17 protein-coding genes and 1 tRNA gene are annotated in these 20,914 nt (G+C 42.0%); 1 reads left to right on the plus strand and 17 read right to left on the minus strand.

Annotation, left to right across the window (positions count from 1 at the left end; translation table 11 throughout):
• Nucleotide 1 precedes the first annotated feature (1 nt).
• The 10 genes from recJ to ACO1XM_RS12050 all read right to left on the minus strand — a co-directional run bounded on the left by recJ (nucleotide 2) and on the right by ACO1XM_RS12050 (nucleotide 14,383).
• Nucleotides 2–1,705 (minus strand): single-stranded-DNA-specific exonuclease RecJ, encoded by a 1,704-nt coding sequence (gene recJ / locus ACO1XM_RS12005; protein ID WP_486229217.1) that lies wholly within the window; start codon nucleotides 1,703–1,705, stop codon nucleotides 2–4.
• A 98-nt stretch (nucleotides 1,706–1,803) separates the two neighbouring features.
• Nucleotides 1,804–2,451 carry an Ezrin/radixin/moesin family protein gene (locus tag ACO1XM_RS12010; protein ID WP_486229219.1) on the minus strand — a complete coding sequence of 216 codons (648 nt, stop codon included), beginning with the start codon at nucleotides 2,449–2,451 and terminating at the stop codon, nucleotides 1,804–1,806.
• A gap of 99 nt (nucleotides 2,452–2,550) precedes the next feature.
• Nucleotides 2,551–3,945: a class II fumarate hydratase gene (gene fumC / locus ACO1XM_RS12015; RefSeq protein ID WP_486229221.1), complete on the minus strand. Its 1,395-nt coding sequence runs from the start codon at nucleotides 3,943–3,945 to the stop codon at nucleotides 2,551–2,553.
• A gap of 65 nt (nucleotides 3,946–4,010) precedes the next feature.
• Nucleotides 4,011–5,702 (minus strand): sodium:solute symporter family transporter, encoded by a 1,692-nt coding sequence (locus ACO1XM_RS12020; protein ID WP_486229223.1) that lies wholly within the window; start codon nucleotides 5,700–5,702, stop codon nucleotides 4,011–4,013.
• 45 nt (nucleotides 5,703–5,747) lie between these two features.
• Nucleotides 5,748–9,155 carry a beta-galactosidase GalA gene (galA, locus tag ACO1XM_RS12025; RefSeq protein ID WP_486229226.1) on the minus strand — a complete coding sequence of 1,136 codons (3,408 nt, stop codon included), beginning with the start codon at nucleotides 9,153–9,155 and terminating at the stop codon, nucleotides 5,748–5,750.
• Between the two features lie 75 nt (nucleotides 9,156–9,230).
• The gene (locus ACO1XM_RS12030; protein ID WP_486229228.1) at nucleotides 9,231–11,225 is read right to left on the minus strand and encodes a CHU_0125 family OmpA-like outer membrane integrity protein; all 1,995 of its coding nucleotides are present in this window, start codon (nucleotides 11,223–11,225) and stop codon (nucleotides 9,231–9,233) included.
• Nucleotides 11,226–11,270: 45 nt separating this feature from the next.
• The gene (locus ACO1XM_RS12035) at nucleotides 11,271–11,762 is read right to left on the minus strand and encodes a hypothetical protein (RefSeq protein ID WP_486229230.1); all 492 of its coding nucleotides are present in this window, start codon (nucleotides 11,760–11,762) and stop codon (nucleotides 11,271–11,273) included.
• Between the two features lie 34 nt (nucleotides 11,763–11,796).
• Entirely contained in the window at nucleotides 11,797–12,579 is a 783-nt protein-coding gene (locus tag ACO1XM_RS12040; RefSeq protein WP_486229232.1) for a (Fe-S)-binding protein, read from the minus strand.
• A 30-nt stretch (nucleotides 12,580–12,609) separates the two neighbouring features.
• Nucleotides 12,610–12,933 carry a YegP family protein gene (locus ACO1XM_RS12045; RefSeq protein WP_486229234.1) on the minus strand — a complete coding sequence of 108 codons (324 nt, stop codon included), beginning with the start codon at nucleotides 12,931–12,933 and terminating at the stop codon, nucleotides 12,610–12,612.
• Between the two features lie 145 nt (nucleotides 12,934–13,078).
• On the minus strand, nucleotides 13,079–14,383 hold the full coding sequence (locus ACO1XM_RS12050) for a 4Fe-4S dicluster domain-containing protein (protein WP_486229236.1): 1,305 nt from the start codon (nucleotides 14,381–14,383) through the stop codon (nucleotides 13,079–13,081).
• Nucleotides 14,384–14,557: 174 nt separating this feature from the next.
• Between ACO1XM_RS12050 and ACO1XM_RS12055 the strand changes: the two genes are divergently transcribed.
• Nucleotides 14,558–14,630, plus strand: a tRNA-Phe gene (locus ACO1XM_RS12055).
• A gap of 174 nt (nucleotides 14,631–14,804) precedes the next feature.
• Here the strand turns inward: ACO1XM_RS12055 and ACO1XM_RS12060 are convergent.
• The 7 genes from ACO1XM_RS12060 to ACO1XM_RS12090 form a co-directional block, all read right to left on the minus strand.
• Entirely contained in the window at nucleotides 14,805–15,722 is a 918-nt protein-coding gene (locus tag ACO1XM_RS12060; protein WP_486229239.1) for a hypothetical protein, read from the minus strand.
• Between the two features lie 24 nt (nucleotides 15,723–15,746).
• Nucleotides 15,747–16,067, minus strand: coding sequence for a hypothetical protein (locus ACO1XM_RS12065; RefSeq protein ID WP_486229241.1), 321 nt, complete (start codon nucleotides 16,065–16,067; stop codon nucleotides 15,747–15,749).
• Nucleotides 16,068–16,205: 138 nt separating this feature from the next.
• Nucleotides 16,206–17,918 (minus strand): pseudouridine synthase, encoded by a 1,713-nt coding sequence (locus tag ACO1XM_RS12070; protein ID WP_486229243.1) that lies wholly within the window; start codon nucleotides 17,916–17,918, stop codon nucleotides 16,206–16,208.
• Nucleotides 17,905–18,516, minus strand: coding sequence for an SMC-Scp complex subunit ScpB (gene scpB, locus ACO1XM_RS12075; protein ID WP_486229245.1), 612 nt, complete (start codon nucleotides 18,514–18,516; stop codon nucleotides 17,905–17,907). Before scpB ends, ACO1XM_RS12070 begins: the two co-directional genes overlap by 14 nt.
• Before the next feature lie 100 nt (nucleotides 18,517–18,616).
• On the minus strand, nucleotides 18,617–18,967 hold the full coding sequence (locus ACO1XM_RS12080; protein WP_486229548.1) for a TraR/DksA family transcriptional regulator: 351 nt from the start codon (nucleotides 18,965–18,967) through the stop codon (nucleotides 18,617–18,619).
• A gap of 729 nt (nucleotides 18,968–19,696) precedes the next feature.
• A complete protein-coding gene (locus tag ACO1XM_RS12085) occupies nucleotides 19,697–20,305 on the minus strand; it encodes a thioredoxin family protein (protein WP_486229247.1) in 609 nt (202 codons plus the stop codon).
• 17 nt (nucleotides 20,306–20,322) lie between these two features.
• Nucleotides 20,323–20,793: a TlpA family protein disulfide reductase gene (locus tag ACO1XM_RS12090; protein WP_486229249.1), complete on the minus strand. Its 471-nt coding sequence runs from the start codon at nucleotides 20,791–20,793 to the stop codon at nucleotides 20,323–20,325.
• Between the last annotated feature and the right edge of the window lie 121 nt (nucleotides 20,794–20,914).

Below are 20,914 nucleotides of genomic sequence, written 5' to 3' on the forward strand. Positions count from 1 at the left end.
ACTAATCGTTCAGTAGCACATCTTTAATTTTTAATTGAATACTGGTGTTACCATTGAAGACATTCTCTTCAATGGTAAAAGCCATGCTAAAGGGTTTACCACTGACAAGACTCTCGTAATGTTTAATCATATCAAAACCAACAACAGCCAGTGCATTATTGGCATGCTCCTGTTTTACAAAAAAACGAATATGCCGATCCTTAAAAGCAGAAAGCGAATGTGCGATCTGTAAATCATGCGCTGCAAAAACCGGATTCAGATTCTCGGGTCCGAAGGGAGCCATTTGTTTCAAGATGTTTAAAAATTTGGGTGTGATGGTATCGAGCTGAATCTCGGCATCAATATCAATCACCGGGCTTTTCATTTCGTCCGTCATTCGCGCAGTAACCACTTCTTCGAAACGATCAATAAAAGCATCTAAATTTTGATGATCTAACGTCAATCCTGCCGCATGACGGTGCCCTCCAAACTTATCCAGCAAATCACTGCAGGCCTCTATGGCTTCATATAAATCAAAACCATGTACACTTCTGGCGGAGCCGGTTATTTTATCATTCGATTCTGTAAGAATAATGGTGGGTCTGTAATATTTCTCAATACAACGCGAAGCCACAATACCTATGACACCTTTGCTCCACGTGCTTTTATATAAAACAGTTGAGTTTGCATTTTTGATTTTTTCATCCGCTTCAATCATGGCTAATGCCTCGCCAGTGATATCAAGGTCTACAACCCTGCGCTGATCATTTTTTTCATTGATTGCAAAGGCGAGATCAAGCGCTTCTTGTTCTGTGGAAGCAATGAGTAGTTTAACAGCACCGTTGGCATGTGCAATACGGCCTGCAGCATTGATGCGAGGCCCAATGGTGAACACAATGCCTGAAACATCAAGATCATTACGAATGGCTGCAATTTCTTTTAAAGCTTTTAATCCTGGAGAAGGGTTTTCGTTCAGTTTCTTTAAGCCAAAAACAGTAAGTACACGATTCTCTCCGGTAATTGGTACAATATCTGAAGCAATACTTACAGCAACCATGTCGAGGTATTGAAAGACCTCTTCTTCATCTCTGTGCTTTTGTGCGTAGGCTTGTATAAACTTAAAACCAAGACCACAACCGCTTAGCTCTGTGTAAGGGTAAGTACAATCTTCGCGTTTAGGATCTAATACAGCAACCGCATTAGGAATATTAGCATCAGGCAAGTGGTGATCGCAGATAATAAAATCGATACCATGAGAGTCGGCCAATGTTACTTTATCAGAGGCTTTAATACCACAATCGAGGGTGATGATAAGTGTAATGCCATTGGCGGCAGCGTATTCAACACCAGCCTGTGAAACACCATAGCCTTCACTGTAGCGATCAGGCACATAATATTCGCAATGTTTATAAAAGCTAAAGAGATAACTAAAAACCAAAGCAACAGCAGTGGTGCCATCAACATCATAGTCACCATAGATTAGAATTTTTTCGTTCGCTCTGATGGCTTTATGCAAACGCTCAACAGCTTTATCCATGTCCTGCATAAGGAATGGATGATGAAGGTCGTCTAGTGTCGGTCTGAAAAATGCTTTGGCCTTCTCAAATGTATCAACGCCTCTTTGGATAAGAATACTTGCTAAAAGCGGATTGATGTTAAGCGTCTGGCTTAAGGCTTTTACCTGATCTTCAGAAGGTGTAGCTTTTTTAATCCAGCGTTTTTGCATGACAGGTATTTAGGTGCAGAACAAGCAATGTAGCTGCAAGTATAAAAAAATAGCGGTGTCATTTTGTGACACCGCCATTTCTTTTGTTAAGTAGCTTGTTAATTAGTGGTTTCGGCAGGCTTATCTACTGTCACGCCTTCAAGTACATCTTTAATTTCAACACGCTGACCGTCTCTGTAAGGAACGATCCAGGCATCTTTCACACCCATTTCGCGCATGTATTTCTTAAAAGTATCAGCTTCCCAATAATCGCGGAAAACACCAATGGTTAATTTCTGAGGATCTGCCTCACCTTTAGCGGCTTCACCACCAAAATTCGGATTGTTCTCAAAGTATTTTGATAAATCTTTGTTTTTGAAAGCCCCGATCTGAACCTTGAACACAACTCCTTTAGAGAAGTCCATAGGTGCTGGAGCGGCCGGAGAAGATTTCATTTGAGCCAATTCTGCACGTGTTGCAGAAAGCTGGCTGTTTGCGCGTGATAGCTCATCTTCCAATTCTGTTATTCTGGCATCTTTCGGAGCCAACTGACCCTGAAGAGCTTTTACCTGGTTAGTTAAATCACCTACCGAATTGTCAGCAACCTGCTTGTCTTCAGTAAGGGTTTTAAGAACCTCGGGATTCTTAGCGTATTCTTTGGCTTTCTTTTTCCACTCCTTCTTTTCCTTCTTGGATAGTTGCGCGAAGCTGGCTGTGGAGGCCGCCATTAACGCCAGACAAAAAAATAATACTAGTCTGTTTTTCATTGTGCGTTTGGTTTAATCAGTAATAAAAGTACAAAATATTTTGAAATATATTCAGCAGTCCAGGGTAGGAAGCTTATAGAACCTTACCCTGGACGACTTTTACAGGCTACCCACCATTTTTTCTGGCCTTACCCATTGGTCAAATTGTTCATTTGTTACAAGACCCAGGTCAAGCGCAGCCTGGCGCAAGGTCTTATTTTCTTTGTGAGCTGTCTTGGCAATTTTCGCAGCGTTCTCATAACCGATGTGTGTATTCAGGGCCGTCACCAGCATGAGGGAGTTTTCCATGTGCTGCTTAATAATAGCAAGGTTAGGCTCAATGCCTATTGCGCACTTATCATTAAAAGAAATGCAGGCATCACCCAACAAGCGTGCAGATTGTAATACATTGGCAGCAATGACAGGTTTAAATACATTGAGTTCAAAATGTCCCATTGATCCGCCTATAGAAACAGCCACATCGTTACCCATTACTTGCGCACAAACCATGGTAAGTGCTTCTGGCTGAGTAGGATTTACTTTGCCTGGCATAATGGATGAGCCGGGCTCATTATCAGGAATAATAATTTCACCGATACCACTGCGAGGACCAGAACTTAACATACGTATGTCATTAGCCACCTTCATTAAAGCAACAGCCGCGCGCTTTAATGCACCCGATAGTTCCACCATGCCATCATGTGCGGCAAGGGCTTCAAATTTATTAGGCGCTGTAATAAAGGGATAGCCGGTAAGGTCAGCAATCTTTTTCGCTACCAATACATCGTAACCCTTAGGTGTATTTAAACCGGTACCTACAGCTGTGCCACCAAGCGCAAGTTCACGCACAATTTCCAATGCATTTTTAATGGTGCGAATACTGTTTGTGATCTGCTGTACATAACCAGAAAATTCCTGACCCAAAGTTAGCGGTGTGGCATCCATGAAGTGGGTACGACCTGTCTTTACGATGTTGTTGTATTCGGCTGCTTTCTTTGCTAAAGTATCGCGAAGTTTCTCCATACCCGGCAGGGTAATTTCCATCACCTGCTTGTAAGCGGCAATGTGCATGGCTGTTGGAAAGGTGTCGTTGGATGATTGTGATTTGTTTACATCATCATTGGGATGCAGTACTTTTTTATCATCAGTCAGTTTACCACCACTTAATACATGTGCACGATAGGCAATAACCTCGTTCACATTCATGTTGCTTTGTGTACCAGACCCCGTTTGCCAGATAACCAAAGGGAATTCGCCATCATGTTTACCTGTTAAAATCTCATCACAAACCTTAGCGATCAGATCCTTTTTATCAGCAGCCAAAACACCAAGCTCATGGTTTGCCTGCGCGGCAGCCTTTTTCAGGTAAGCAAAAGCATAAATAATTTCCTTAGGCATGCTGGCCTCGGGGCCAATTTTAAAATTATTGCGAGAGCGTTCAGTTTGCGCACCCCAATATTTATCGGAAGGTACTTGTACTTCGCCCATGGTATCTTTCTCAATGCGGAAACTCATAGTGTCTTAAATTTTATATGATGGCAAAAGTATAGAATTTGGTTAATACTTAGGTGTTAAATGAACTACCAAAACTTGGCATAAAGGGCAATAACAACCATTAAAATTACCGTAATCCAAACGGTATTGGACGGGCTTATCTTAAACATGGCTTTATCGAGTGCAAAAGCTTTTGGATTAACTTTTGGACCGGCCAAACTGATAAGTACCATGAGCAGCATGGTGAAGAAAAATGACCAGCCCATGTTGATTAAGAAGGGTATCTCATATTCCCCTTTGTTGTTAAGGTAGGCTGTATATAGCCATGTTTCGTTACCTAAAATGGCCGGAGCATAGTTGTTGAAAAACAGCGATAACAGAAACCCAGACAAGACGCCTGCAATGGCAGCGGTGCCTGTGGTTCTTTTCCAGAACATACCCAGTATAAACATGGCAAAAACTCCGGGGCTGATAAAGCCTGTATACTTCTGGATAAAGGTGAATCCACCTTCACCACCAATACCGAGCAAATCATCCCAGGTGCAGAAAATAGCAATGAGCATGGCAACTAAAACGGTGACACGACCAACCCAGACTAATTGCTTTTCACTGGCCGTTTTATTGAAGTAATTGTGATAAATGTCCAGTGTGAAAATGGTGGAGATGCTATTGGCCTTGCCGGCTAAAGACGCTACAATGGCAGCTGTTAAAGCAGCAGCAGACAAACCTTTCATGCCAGCCGGTAGCAAACTTAAAATGGCAGAATAGGCACCATCCTTTTTGCCATCAAAAACAGCTGCATCAAAATAACCATGCTGGTATAAAACATAAGCGGCAATACCAGGCAGCATAACAATGACAGGCATAAATAATTTTAGAAAGCCTGCGAATAGAATACCGTTGCGCGCTGTTTTTAAATCTGCGCCAAGTGCGCGTTGTGTGATGTATTGATTGCAGCCCCAATAATTTAGATTAGCAATCCACTGCCCGGCAAAATACATGGTGATACCCGGAAGCGCGATGTATTTACTCACGTAGTCGCTACTGCTGCTGGCAGTTGGTTTATCAAAAATCATCTGGAAATGATCTGGTGCTTTTTTCATTAATGTTAAAAAGCCGTTAAAAGCAGAGCTACCCTGATTGAGTGCTTCATCAACTGTGTATAAAGCAAGATAAACAGCAACAAAACCACCCAGAATAAGTACAGCCACCTGAATCACATCGGTATAACCGATCACTTTCATACCACCAATGGTGATGACAAATGCAAAGGCAGCAAGCCCCAACACAATTGCATAAAAATATTCGGTACCTGCCAGGCCGCTTATGGCCATAGCACCTAAATAAAGTATGGAGGTAAGATTTACAAAAACATACAAGAATAACCAAAACACAGCCATCACAATGGCCACTGTTTCGTTATAACGCTGTTTCAAAAACTGAGGCATGGTGTAAATCTTGTTTTTGAGATAAACAGGAATGAACCACACAGCGATAATGATGAGTGCGATGGCTGCTATCCATTCGTAAGCCGCCACAGCTACACCCGCAAAGAAACCTTCACCACTCATGCCAATGAACTGCTCTGCAGAAATATTAGAGGCAATTAAAGAAGCCCCTATAGCCCACCAGGTTAAAGAACCCTCAGCCAGAAAGTAATCTTTTGTGGAAGATTCACTCGACTTTTTTCTGCTGTAAACCCACCAACCGTAAGAGGCAACAAGTACGAAATAGATGAGGAATACAATGTAATCGCTGGTTTGTAAAAGGTGATTCATGGATATGGGTATAAGGTAATTATAGGAACTTGAGGATACGTATTACTATTTTTTTAAATAAGTTTTGCTCATCACATCATACAGCTCAATCAGTTCATTGGATTTTCCATCCTTATCAAAGATAGATTCCCAGGTATTCAGTGGCTCCCAGATGCATGTACCCTTTCCTTTTCCACCGACTACTTCAAAAGCAATTTTGTTTACTTCTTCTTTGCGATGAGAATACTCAACGACAATTACATTTTTATTATACCGCTTCACTAAGTCGTTTAAGTTATCGCGCAAGTCGTCTAAAGTACCATGCCATTTAGGATAGTATGATTCACCAATTACATCAAACTGCACACCACGGGCAAGCATGTTGTCAATAAAAAACGCAGACTCATCATGCTGACCTCCCAGTGCAACGTGTAGCATCATGACAACAGTGGGGTCTACCGCTTTTACAGCTGCTGTGCCCGCACGAATAAGTTGTGCTAAACTGTCCAGATGACTTACACTTCCTTCGGGCCAGATAATGCCATGGTTGATTTCATTACCCACCTGCACCATGTCGGGTGTTGTTCCTTGTGCCTTTAGCTCAGTCATTACCGTTTTTGTAAAATCATAAACTGATTTTTTCAACTCAGTAAAACCTAAATCTTTCCAGGCTTCTGGCTTGTATTGTTTACCAGGATCAGCCCAATAATCGCTGTAGTGAAAATCCAATAACAACTTCATGCCGGCTGCCTTTACGCGCTTAGCCATTTCTTTTGTGTGTTGTAAATCGCAGAAGCCCTTATCAGGCGAATAACCTTTTTCATGCGCAGGATTATTAAAGATGCGCAGCCGTACATAATTAAACCCATGATCTTTTAGAATCTGTATGGCATCCTTCTCAACTCCTTTATCTGAAAATTTGAGACCGCGTGCCTCCAACTCAGGTAAGAAGGAAATATCGGCTCCCATCATTTGTGTTACCTCGCGACTCTTGGCCGCCTCACTACTCAGGTCGTAGGTTTTATCTCGTGTTATGGTAGCAACGCTTCCTGGTGACACGGTGATGATGTCAGTTGAACCAGACCAAAGCCCTGCCGCTTTTGCTTCAAACTTAATAATGCCCGGCTTTGTACCTGCCTGAATGATTACCTGACATTTTCCATTAAAAGCGCTGCGTTGCCAGCGACCATCTTCACATTTATCTGGCTCATGGCTGCTGGGATCTCCATTACCAACACCAATAATTTTTGCATCACCACTTATTTCAAAGCGAACCATGTTATCCGCAGTAGGCACTTCACGCCCCTGATTGTCGATGACAGAAATGTTTATAACGGTAGCGTCTTTTCCATCGGCCAGCATCGTAGTTTTATAGGGTGTTAATACAACTTCAAAAGGTTGCCAGGTTGTTTCAACTTTTGTTTTAAAAACTTTTCCTTTTTTATAACCGACCGCCTCAAGCTTGCCGGGTTCATAAGTAACTGGCCATTTGAGGTGACTGTTACGTGGCATTATTTTTTTACCTAACGTTTTTCCATTCAGGAAAAGCTCTACTTCATCGGCATTTGAATTAATCCAAACATCGATGGTCTCACCTCTTTTATCCGGCCAATTCCAATGGGGTGAAATGTGAAGAATGTCATGGTTGGTCCACCAACTTTGGTAGTAGTAATAAATATTCTTAGGGAATCCGCATACATCCATGATACCAAAATGCGAATTGATATTTGGCCACTTGTAAGGCGTTGGTTCACCGCGATAATCCAGTCCTGTCCAGATAAAACCACCTAACCAAAATTTGGAATCAGCGGCAAGTGTCCACCAATCTTCCGCTTTACTGGCCCACCAGGGTGCAGTTATATCCTGGTCTGGCACATAGGCACGAATGCTGTCTTTTTCATAGATGCCACGTGTAGTTACAGTGCTGCCCATCTCTGTGCCGATAATTGGTTGTGATGGATGATCGCGGTGGTAATCGGCTACTGCAAACTGACGATAATTGAATCCTCTAACAGGACTGACTTCATTAACACCATTGAATACATTAGCAAGATCAGCTGCATAAATACTGGTTCGCGTAGGGTCAAGTTCTTTTTGTTTCGCGAGCAAGGTTTGGGCTATGCGTTTACCAACAGAAGTTGTTTGTATCCAGCCTTCTTCATTACCAATGGACCACATGAATATTGAAGGATGATTTCTGTCTCGCAGGATTAACCTGGTAAACTGATCCAAATACTCCGGGCTGCTGTTCAATAAGCGCTGCTCGTTCATCACAAGCATACCTAAACTGTCGCAGGCATTTAGCAACTCCATAGTAGGTGCATGGTGACTGGCACGATATGCATTCGAGCCCATATTTTTTAAGAGACGAATACGGTAGTGTTGTAAATAATCCGGAAGGGCACTGCCCAGTCCGGCATGATCCTGGTGATTATTAGTGCCTAATAATTTGACATGCTTTCCATTAAGAAAAAAGCCCTCCTTGGCATCAATTTTTATTGTTCGTAGACCGATTCTTTCTTTATGTGTGTGTACAATGCGGCCATTGCTTTTAATAACCGAAATTAATTTATAGAGATAAGGATCTTCCAAAGACCAAAGCCTTGGGTTGCTCACTGAAACTTTTTGGATGACCTTACCCTGTGCATTTACACCAAGACTGAGGGCTTGCTCTTTTGTCTCGCCAATTTTTTTACCATGGCGATCCGTCAGATAAGAGAATACAGTACAATTGGCAGGAAATAGATTTTGATTTTCGACAGTGGCTTCAATGGTGATGATAGCGCTCTTCTCTTGAACATTAGTGTGGGCAAATACGCCTCCCGTTGCAAAATGCAGGTTGTTGATCTTATTCAACCAAACATGGCGATAGATGCCTGCACCTTCGTAAAACCATCCTTCGTATTGGGTGGCATCAACGCGCACAACTACAACATTCTCATTTTTGTAGTTGATATAATCGGTGATGTCATAAGTGATGCCAACATAACCACTCTCATTTGTGCCCAGGTAGAAACCATTTACCCATACTGAGGCATTGCGGAAGATGCCATCAAACTGTAGTTGAAAGCGATTTCCTGAGTCTGCCTTGTTGATATTAAAATGTTTGCGGTACCAACCTATGCTGGTTTCAGGGAAGAAGCCACCAACAGGTTTATAACCGTGTGACTGAACATCAAAGTTGTCTTTATTTACAAAGGGAAGTTCCACAGCCCAATCGTGTGGAGCATTTAGTTTGCGCCAAAGACTATCGTTGAATTTTGGATCGATAGCTGTGCCAACGGCACTTCCTGATTTTGAAAAAATGGTGAATAAACTATAGTTAAAATCTTTTGCAGGATCGTTGGCATGACCGAAATGAAAACGCCAATCGTTATCAAAATTAATCTTTTGTTGAGCACCTGCATTAAAGGCAGAAGCCAGAAAAAAAGTTAAACAAAACAGAAACTGCTGAATGGTTCTATCGGCTCTCATCGCTAAAGATTAAGCGATGAAGGTAAATATTTGAGAGAAAATTAACAGATTATTTTTTTGAAAGGCGCTTTGTTGCTAATTCCCGTCACCCTTAAAATATTTGTCCTCATCAAATTCAGCCTCTTCACTTACAGGCCTCACCACTTCTCCAATTTCAACAATCTTGAACTCAGTTCTACGGTTGCGTGCACGCCCCACTGGATTATCGCTGCCATCTGGATTGGTATTGCGGGCAACAGGTTTTGTTTCACCATAACCTTTTGCTGTTAGTCTTTGCTGAGAGATCCCATTGTTTACTAAATAGCGCACAGTAGATTCTGCCCTGCGCTGAGAAAGTAGCAGGTTATATTCATAAGTATCCACACTATCGGTGTGTGAGCCCATTTCAATTTTGATCTCAGGATTATCTTTAAGTATCTCAACGAGTTTGTTTAACTCAGTGGCAGCTGCAGGTGTAATATCAGCTTTGGCAAAATCGAAGTAAATGTTATCCAGCACAAAAATTTTATTGATCTCAATACGATCCATCACAAGAATGGTGTCGAGTGTAATGTTGGTAACCAACTCTTTTAAGGTGGCGGGATCAACAGATTTGCCCTTGGTAGTGTAAGGTTGACGTTTGGTTAAGTAACCGTCCAGTTCTCCAAACAGTTCGTAATCTTCATCCCCGTAAACACGGAATAAAAATTTACCATCATTGCCTGTTACATAATCAGTCATGCTTTCTCTTTTGTTATCAAGTAAGCTGACTTTTGTGTTAGGCAGTATTTGAAGTTTCCCCTCTTTATCTGGTGTGTACACAATGCCTTCTAAGTAGTAGTTGATGATTTTAAGATTAGGATCTTCATTTACAAAAGTGAAGACATCATCGTCTCCTTTTCCGTCTGCTCTGTTGGAAGTGAAGAATCCACGGTCAGGCTTAAAAAGAAACATACCGAAATCATCAGCATTTGAATTGACAGGTTCACCCAGGTTTTGGATTACGTTTCGACCATTGGCACGGTTCACCACAAAAATATCGAGCATACCAAAGCCGGCATGTCCATCAGAAGCAAAGTAGAGCTTGCCATCTTCTGCCATGTGTGGGAAATATTCATCGCCTGGGGTATTAATTTCAGAACCAAGATTTTTTACCTGAGAAAATCGACCACGCGAATCCATGCGGGCGGAATAAATATCTAAGCCACCTTGTCCACCCGGACGTGATGAAGAAAAGTAGAGGGTACGACCATCAGAACTAAAAGAAGGCGTGGATTCCCAATGACCAGGTGTGTTCACACTACCAGTGATGGGCTGTGCAGCAGTCCACTCCCCATTTCTGAAACGGGCAATGTAGAGATCAACATCTTCTGCACCTTTTTTCTTACCGGTATTTCCCTTTGCAAACACCATGATTTTACCATCAGGCGAAAAGGTAACGCAGCCATCATTAATGCCTTCTGAATTGATAGAGGAGGGTAGTGGAGCCAGTGTATTTAAGTCCACATTAGCACCCCGAGAGGCAACCTTGTAAATATTTGAAAAGGGCTTGCCTTCTGCTTCGTAAATTTTACCTGAGCCACGATTGGAGGTAAAGTATAATTCATTGTTCAGGAACACAGGCGAGTACTCTGCCCAAGCTGTGTTGAGTGCTTCCAGGTTTCTTACACGGTAGTAGCTTTTGTTTTGCTTCAGGGTTTCCAGCCCCTGAAGTCCACTTACCTGTGCATTTGCCAATCTTTTAAGTTTATCACTGCTGGCATTTTCAGCCAGGCTATTTAATTGCGCCAGGGCTTCATTGTATTTCCCATTGGCTTTTAATGATTGTGCATAATAAAACTGAACGGTATCCTTGTCAATTCCGAGGCCTTTTGCATTAGCGTAAAAGGGTTCTGCCTCTTTTATGCGATTGGAAAGTCTGTAGCTTTCGGCAATAAAGTAATTTGCTTTACCCGGGTTACGGGAGAGAGTCTTTTGATAAAGTCCAATAGCATTTTGGTACTCACCGCGATTAAAAGCCTTCAACGCTTTTTTCTCTACACTGCATGATACAGCCAATAGCAATACAAGAATGAAGGATAGATAACGCATATTTTTCAAACTAATTCCGAAAACTACAAAAAAGCAGGCAGTGTTTTATACCGAAAAAGTAGGCATATATCGTTTTAGCCAACTGTTGCCGGCAGTCAGCAGCCACTCACTTTGTAAGGATCCTTTGGTAGTAACAAGATTATTAAAGGTCGTTACACTGCTTCCCACCTCAAGAAAGAACGTTTTAAGCCCCTGTCTTGGTATCAGACGTACTTCATTATTAATAAAAAAGGCAATGTTTTCACGATTGAAAAAATCAACATTAAGCTCCTTACCCAAAGCACTCAGATCACGGAACAAGCTATCGATAGAACAGCCGCTGGCTCCCGATAAGGATTCATCCAGACCGATAATGATAAAATGACTGTACAAGATATCTACCCCGGCATGTAAAGTATTGCCATGAGCAGTCCATTTTTCAAGAAAGGAAGAAACGCGATGCTTAATAATATCCATCTCGCCAGGCGTAAGGTGGCGGTCACTTTGATATATCCAGACCCTGGCTGTGGCAGGTAAATTGTTAAAAGGTACAATCATAAAATTGGCTGTGTGTTGGCTAACAACGTACAGACTATAAACCCTTTGCTTCTACAATCAGTTCCGCCAAATCTTTTACGGCAACCTCAGCTTCTTTCTCCTTGTTTTTAACACCATCTGTCATCATGGTCATGCAGAAGGGGCAAGCTACCGCTATGGTTTTAGCACCGGTGGACAAAGCTTCTTCAGCACGCTCGACATTTATTTCTTTTTTGCCTTTTTCGGCATCTTTAAACATTTGGGCGCCACCAGCACCACAGCACAAACCGGTAGTGCGACAGCGTTTCATTTCAATTAAATCGGCATCAAGCGCCTCAAGTACTTGGCGGGGAGCCTCATAAATGTTGTTTGCACGGCCCAAATAGCAGGAGTCGTGATAAGTAATTTTTTTGCCTTTAAATGAACCACCACCCTCAAGTTTAATTTTCCCCTCGTTGATCAGTTGTTGTAAAAAAGTGGAGTGGTGAATGACTTCGTAATTTCCTCCAAGCTCGGGATATTCGTTTTTGATAGTATTAAAACAATGGGGGCAAGCGGTTACAATTTTTTTAATGCCGTAACCATTCAACACTTGTATGTTGGACATGGCCTGCATCTGAAAAAGAAATTCGTTTCCGGCTCTTCGTGCGGGGTCACCTGTGCAACTTTCTTCTGTTCCAAGCACTGCAAATTTTGTACCCACCGCATTCATAATTTTTACAAATGCTTTGGTTACACGTTTGTAGCGATCGTCATACGATCCGGCACAACCAACCCAAAACAATACTTCCGGACTTTCTCCTTTGGCGGCTAAATCGGCAACAACAGGTATGTTCATAGTTTTAGAAAATATAATTTATAATCAAGCTCATTCTTTCAAGTGCGCATCTGGCGCGTTTCGCTTTACTGCGTCAACGCCTCGTCCGGCAGCAGCCTTGGTTACATAAATTTCACTTTTGCCGACAACAACATCGTTGTCCGCTTTAAGGTCAAAATAAAACTTCTTATCAGCAGTTTCTTTAATTTCATACCGCTCATTTTTTACTGCATTTTTTTTCACCGCTTCAACATTCTCCCTGCACCGCTCTTCATCATTAAAACCCGTACTGGTTAAAATTGTGATACCGTTGTTTGCTTTTAAGTTAAGCAGTATTTGTCCATCCTTACTTTTTTTGATCTCAAAATAACCCATCTCAAATAGCCTCGTGATCCGTTGTTATGAAAATTCAGCTATACTACATCCCAAATTAATCAACAATAAGCCTTTACAACCCTGAAATATATCGCTCATGTTTATACCCATTGGATATTGTTAACATTAATAATTCTTTTAAACACTACTCACTCTTCGACCAGTTGAATCGGTCGCTGGGAGAGAATTTCCAGGGAGCAAAATTGGTTTCAATGTTTTGATACATGCTGTTCCAGGAAGCAGGAGCGCCCGATTCTTCCATGGAAACATAACGTCTCAACTCTACGATAATTTCTAAAGGATTGATAAGCACTGGACAAGCTTCAACGCAGGCATTGCAACTGGTACATGCATTGATTTCTTCTTTTGTGATATAATCGCCAAGCAATGTTTTACCATCATTTAAACCAGGGCCACCCTCTTCTATGCTCTTACCAACATCTTCCATGCGGTCGCGTGTATCCATCATAATTTTACGCGGTGATAATTTTTTGCCAGTAAGATTCGCGGGGCATTCTGCTGTGCAACGGCCACATTCTGTACATGAATAGGCAGCCATTAAATTATTCCAGCTTAAATCATTAATATCCTTTGCGCCAAAACGACCTGGCTCGGCAGGAGCAACCGGGGCTTCCGTAGTTAAACCTAGCATTGATTTTACCTCATTGGTAACTACGGGCATGTTGTTAATATGACCCTTTGCCTCAAGCTTGCCATAGTATGTATTAGGGAAGGCAAGAAAAATATGCAGGTGCTTGGAGTAGGTAACGTAAACAGCAAAGCCAAGAATACCAATTATGTGAAACCACCAGGCAAAGCGCTCAATAAAAATCAGCGTACCCGTACTCAGGTTTTCAAACAGGGGAATAAAAAAAGAGCTGAAGAATAAATTACCAGTAGCGACATAGTGTTCATCGCGACCCTGTAAGAGTTGATCCGCAGCATTCATACTGAGGATGGCCGTCATTAAAACAATTTCTGTAATCAGAATCAGGTTAGCATCCAGCCTTGGCCACTTGCTTAATTCAGCAGACTGAAACCGGGGAATGTCCATTACATTTCTTCGGATCAGGAAAAACACGCAGGCTAGTAAGACAGCCACTGCCAAAAATTCGAAAATGTTCATGAGTACACCGTAGAAGGACCCCAGAAAAGGAGCAAAGACACGATGAGTACCCAATACACCGTCCACCACAAACTCGAGTACCTCTAGGTTGATCACCAGAAAACCCACATAGATAAAGAAGTGGAGTATGGCGGGTATTATCTTTTTAAACATTTTCTTTTGGCCAAAAGCCACAAGCAACATATTCTGGAGGCGCTCAGCGGGCCGATCCTTTATGCTGTTCGCTTTTCCAAGCTTAATGTTATCGCGAATGCGTAAAGCACGCTTTCGGATGAAGTAGGCGGCAATGCCGAGTGTAATAACAAATGCAATTTGCTGAATCATACCACGAGGTTAAGCTTCAATCGTTATAAATCCAATTTTGTAAACAATTTAGAATGAGTTTTGAAAAGATGGGCCTGAGAATGACAAAAGCATAATATTTCTGATGGCATTTTTGCTCGGAAAGTAAATTTATCTACTTTTGTGCCCCGCTGCCCTTTATTTGGTCAGTTTTAAGGTGATGTAGCTCAGTTGGTAGAGCAAAGGACTGAAAATCCTTGTGTCGGGGGTTCAATTCCCTCCATCACCACAAAAAAAGGTGTCTGAAAAGACACCTTTTTTTGTTTTACCTCATTACCAACTGATTTCTTAAAACGCAGTTCCTCGCTGTACATAAACCAATAAAGAGAAGTTGGTAAAAAAGAAACCCTGGCAAGGTTCTATGAACGCAAGGCCAGGGCTTATGCGAGGAGGCTTAGGTAAATTATCGCTTAAAAGATAAACCAACACCAAAGGTTAACATGCCTTCGGAAAAGGCGAGCGTAGAATAACCTATACTTAAGTTAAAGCCATTTAAATCGACCAGCATACCAAACTCTGCTTCAACGGATGACTTACTTACATCCGTGTATTTAATCCACTCGTAGCCATAAGAAGTGCCAGAGTCGCCTACTTGCTCGTATTCATACATATAATTGGCATAACCGTAGCCGATACCAAAATATCCATGAATGCTTGTGCCATCCAGATCACCACCCATGTTAGCCATGTAGCCTAATAAAAATGAACCACGTCTGTATTGGTAATTGCCTGTATACTGCCAATTCCAAAAGTCGTCATCTATGCCATCAGCATCACTCATTTCATAAATGGAAACTTCACCAAAAGAATTGCCCGAGAAACGTCCGGTAAAATAGAGCCCTCCTTTGTCCTTTAATCCACCCATGCTTACACCTAGACCAGCATAAGTACCGGGGGCATAACTGATAAAAAAACGTGAGGTGGTAGCGCTGTTCGTGGAAGGTGTGTAGGTGCTTTGTGGTGAAGCACTTAATACGGTTGTAGTATTGGTTTGTGCAGGCGCAACTTGTACAGGTTTTTCTACAGTGCTGACAGGAGTCTGTGTTTGTGCAGGCGTTGTTGTGGCCGCTTGCGTTGCACCAAAAACATCTTTTGTCCCGTCTTCATAGCGGATCATAAAAATCTCAGCTTTTGCAATCGAGTAAATCGGTCCGGTGGTACCCTGATCGAATCGTCTATACCTGACTTTCAAATCTTCAACTTCAACAACTTTGGCACTGATTTCTGTACCATCTTTTTTAATGATTACATCCTGTGCAAGTACTGCAGTGGATATCAGCAATAGTAGTAAAACAAGATATGACCTTGTTAAATGATTCATAGTAATATTGATTAAAGTAAGAGACTATTTACAGTAAGGGCAATCTGGTGTACCCGGTTCGCGAATGCTGTTGTAAATCGAACACACACTCTGCACCTGTTGAGAACTTAAGGCTAAACCATCAAGGCAACGATAGGCATATGCAGCTGCACAAAATGAATCAAGCTGAGTATCATTGACCGGGCTTCTGTAGCTTCCTGAGCAAACAGCATTTCCGCTGCCACCACCACTGTTTCCATCAGTGACAGGCGGTTCAGGAATATCAGGTTCGCAAGTACTTGCTGTTAGCGATAACAGAAGAATAAAGACTGAAATAAATCTTGGAAATTTTGCTAAATATTTCATACCAACTATTTTCAGCAAGGTATCCAGTAGGCATTACGTTGCGCAATACCTAGACTTTGGTATTTTAAGAATAGCCTATAAACAAAAAAAGATGATACACTTAAGCATCATCTTTTTGTTTAACCTTTATACCTCAACTCAGGTACCTTTTTTCAGGTGCTTAAGTCGGATAACTTCTTCTTCGCGTAAATGTCTCCATTTACCTCTTGGTAAATCTTTTTTATCCAGACCTGCATAAATCGTTCTGTCAAGTTTCACCACCTGATACTCAAGTGATTCGAAAATTCTACGCACGACTCTGTTCCAACCGATATGAATTTCAAGACCAACAGTTTTAGCATCCTCTGATACAATGGCAATGTCATCCACCATGGCACGGCCTTCTTCAAGCTGTACACCTTGTCCGATTTTTTCAAAATCCTGTCTTGCCAAAGGTCTGTCAAGTTCAACTTTGTAAATCTTCTTTACATTATATGAAGGATGTGAAAGTTGTTCGGCTAATGCACCATCATTGGTTAGCAAAAGCAAACCTGTTGTGTTTCTATCTAGTCGTCCTACCGGATAAATTCTTTCCTTGATGTGAGATCCGACTAACTCCAATACTGTCATGCGGTCTTCAGGATCGCGGGTAGTGGTTAAGTATCCTTTAGGTTTGTTCATTAAAACATATACATGCTTTTCGGCACGGAGCATTTTACCTTCATGCTTAACAACATCGCCCGGTTGAACCTGATAACCCATTTCGGTTATGGTTTTACCGTTAACGGTTACTAAACCCATTTTAATAATCTCATCAGCCTCTCTGCGTGAACTTACACCACTGTTGGCGATGTAACGATTCAGACGCATTTTTTCAGGTTTTTCCTCTACAGCATCTCCTCTGTCTTTATAGCCTTTAGATGAAATAGTTTTTCCTTCGGTAAATGATTTACGTGGTCTTCTTTCACCACGGCTATCTTTTACTTCGCGATTGTCGTAAGACTTTCTTCTACCAAAAGGCTTTCTTTCATCGTCATCACTGCCTCTTGTGTCATCATCTCTTCTTACCGGCCTCTCATCATCTTCTGTGTTGCGCTTGCGTGTAAAGGGATTATCGGATCTTCCGGAAGATTGTTCTCTTGAAAAATTTCTGCGGGCAGGTCTTTCATCCTCAGCTCCTCTGCCTTTGGCGTCCTCATCCCTTCTTACGGGGCGTTCATCACTTTCGGCATTACGTCTACGGGTAAAAGGATTATCGGATCTGCCTGTAGATTCGTCTTTAGAAAAACTTCTGCGTTCAGACCTGTCACCATCATCTCGTCTCCCTCTGGTATCACTGTTTCTTCTTTCGGATTTTTCGTCTTTATCGAAGTCGCGTTTGCGTGCAAAGGGATTATCTGATTTGCCTCTGAATGGTTTCTCTGGGGCATCGTTGCGTTGACGGAAAGAGGGACGTTCACCATCAGGTCTGGAAGTACGTCTCGGTCTTTCATCATCTTCACGCTTAAAGCCTTCCGGGAAACCTCTTCGTGGTTTGGCATCAGCATTAAAAGGCCTGCTGCCCCCACGTTCGGTTCTTCCACCTGTTTTTCTTTTATCAAAAGGTCTTTCACTTCTTCCTTCGGCACGGGGTGCACTTCTGGTAGATGAACTTCTTCTGGGTCTTTCTTCGCGACTTTCATCTCCGGAACGGGTGGAGCGCTTTTTGTCGAAAGGTTTATCTGAAAATTTGCGCGGGGCAGATGTTCTTTCACTCCGTGAGTTGGAAGAACTTCTCGAAGCGCTTTTTTTACTTGAGCTTTTAGAAGATCTGCGGCCTGCATCGCCTCCGCTTGTGCGCGGATCAGTACGCGATAATTTACGCTTGGCCATCTGTTTCTGTATTGTTGTTTATTGCTGTTTCTTTTGAATCTATGCTTTCGCCTATGGTACTGATTACTTCTTGTGAGAAGTCCTTAGGAACAGGCATTTCAGTTAAATCGTTAATGCCGAAATATTCCATAAACTTTATGGTTGTACCATAAAGCATCGGGCGGCCTACACTTTCACTTTTACCTTTAATTTCAATCAGTCCTTTATCCATCAATTTCTGCACGGCATAGTCGCAGTTTACCCCGCGAATATTTTCTACTTCCGTTTTAGAAATGGGCTGTTTGTAAGCAATAATGGATAATGTTTCCATAGCTGCCGTTGAGAGGCGCTTTTTAGATTGCTGTTTTAAGAGAATGCCAATGCTGGCCTGGTAAGCTGGCTTGGTTAAAAACTGGTAGCCACCAGCAGCTTTATTAAGCTGGAACGAAGATTCTTCCGCTGAAAACTTTTGCTCAATACGATCAATGGCTCCCTTGATATCATCCTCGGGTACATCTGCGCCAAACATCTCTGAAAGGCAGGCGTGTATATCAGTTACTTTTACTGGAGAAGGGGCACAGAAGATAAGTGCCTCAATATGGTTTTGTAAGAAATCCACGGTATTGCTGTTTTGCACAAAGGTACGTTTTTATTGAGTCTCGTATAAAAGAAAAAACCCCGTAAACGGGGTCTTTAAGGGATAGGTTTAGAAAATACAATTAGTCCTGTTGCTGCATTTTAGCCTCGATAGACTGAGTAGTATGCGGAACAGCCATTAAACGTTCTTTTGAAATAAGCTTGCCTGTAACAGAGCAAATACCGTAGGTGCCGTTTTTAATGCGTACCAAGGCATTTTCAAGGTTAGTAATGTATTTCTGCTGACGAGCAGCCAATTGGCTCATGTTCTCTTTTTCAGCGGTTTCAGCACCGTCTTCCAAAACTTTGGTATTACCCCCCGAGGTTGCATCTGTACCCTCATCATTGTTTCTGTTAAGGGTGTCCTTCAAAATTTTGTACTCACTGCGGGCCTTATCAAGTTTTGCGTTGATAAGGACTTCAAACTCCTTCAATTCTTCGTCAGAATAGCGTGTTCTGTTGTCTGATGTAGAGGAGCCTGGTGCGTTGGCAGGACGATGTGCTACGGGTCTTTGCTGTGTCACGTTAGGGAAAACGGTATGTGCAATGGATGGTTTAGGTGTTGGGGCTGGATTAACCGGAGCCACCTTTACTGGCTGAGCGGGCGCTTTTGCCGGCTTTGCTGCAGCTTTGGGTGCTGGCTTTGTCACTTTTTTAGGTTCAACCGCTTTTTTAGCCGCAACTTTTTTTGCGGGTTTAGCCGTTTTCGCTACAGGTTTGGCTGCCTTTTTAGGTGCAGCTTTTTTGGCTGCCTTTACAGGCTTCTTTGCGCCAGGCTTAGTAGTGGGTTTTTTAGCTGCTTTTTTAGGGCTCGCCTTTTTTGTTGACTTCGCCATATAGTTCCGAGTGTTTGGTAAAAAGTTGCGCAAAATTACGCGCAGGCACCACAAAACAAAAAATAACTTAAAAAATATCCCACAATCCCAAATATCCTTTTACAAAAGTATAATTGTGAAGAATTAATCTCGATTTAAAGAATAATGGCAGAATTCTATTAGGCAAATGCCAGCGAATGGCTAAAAGAACCTTGTCACGTTAAAAATGGCTTAACAGATCAAAAAAAGACGGCCAGGTGATAGAAGATAAGAGGCTGTAGAAAAACCGGAACCTGTTGGAGTTGCCGAGATTTTTTACAACCTCTTTGATGAAGAGTTGTTAAATAATTAAGCAGGTTTCCACTTAATTGTACAACCGATGGCCTTTGTTTTGTCGGCAGGCACTGCTTTTCCTGCAATCAGGGCATCAACAGCTTCTTCAACATATTTCTTATCAGCAGCAGCGGCATCTTTTGTATTGTTATCAATAGCACCAATGTAGGCCACCTTGAAAGCGGCACCGTCTTTTTTCAAAACGTATACATGCGGAGTATTGGTAGCGCCATAATTGCGGGCCACCTCCTGAGTTTCATCAAACAAATAAGGGAAAGTATAGCCTTTCGTTTTTGCATACTTTACCATTTCTTCAAAAGAATCGCCAGGGGATACTTCGGGAGAGTTGGAGTTGATGGCTACAACTGGGAAAGTGCTTGAATACTTTTTAGCAAGTGCAATAATTCTGTCATTGTATTTTTGTGAGTAAGGGCAAGTGTTGCAATCAAAAATTACAATAACACCTTTAGCACTTTTGAAATCTGCTAACGACACCATTTTGCCATCAACATTTTTAAGTTTAAAGTCGGCAACAGCATCGCCAACACCATAGCCTGCCGGCTTAGCGGCAACAAAAATAACGGCAACAAAAGCCACAGCAATAAGTGATTTGAAGTACTTCATGGTTTTATTTATTTAGTTTATTGTACGGATTCAATTAGTTTCTCGAGTTCACCTTCTTTCAGTTCGTGTTGGGTAAATACACGCTTGCCGTTGGTCGGATTATAGATAAGTGTTGCCGGAATAGCACCTTCCCAGCTTTTTTCAACCTTATCAATCCAGCTGTTGTAATCAATATCATCAAGCAGCAACACTGCACTCTTCATATTTTTACGCGCAATAAAGGCATCAACCTTGTCGAGTTTATCGGCAAAATCCAGACTAATCAGGGTAACTTTTACCTTTGAATTGTTCGAGTTGACCTGCTCGAACATGGGTAATTCTTTAACACAGGGACCACACCAGGTGGCCCAAAAATTAATTACCTGAATAGGGCCTTCCTTTAACTTCAGCATAGTTTCCACCTCATTAAACTTAACCACCTTGGTTTGTGCAACCACCATGTTGACAAATAGAGAAAGGAAGAGGATGAAAGGGAGAATGCGCATCATAGAAATCAAAAACGAAAATACGGTTTGTAAGTTTATCAAAGTGGCAATCATTATGCCAATGAGCTGCTTTTAGTGATGGAGCGTTAATTGTATACGATTAACGGAAAAATGATCCAAAAAA

Source organism: Chryseotalea sp. (genome assembly GCF_057350905.1).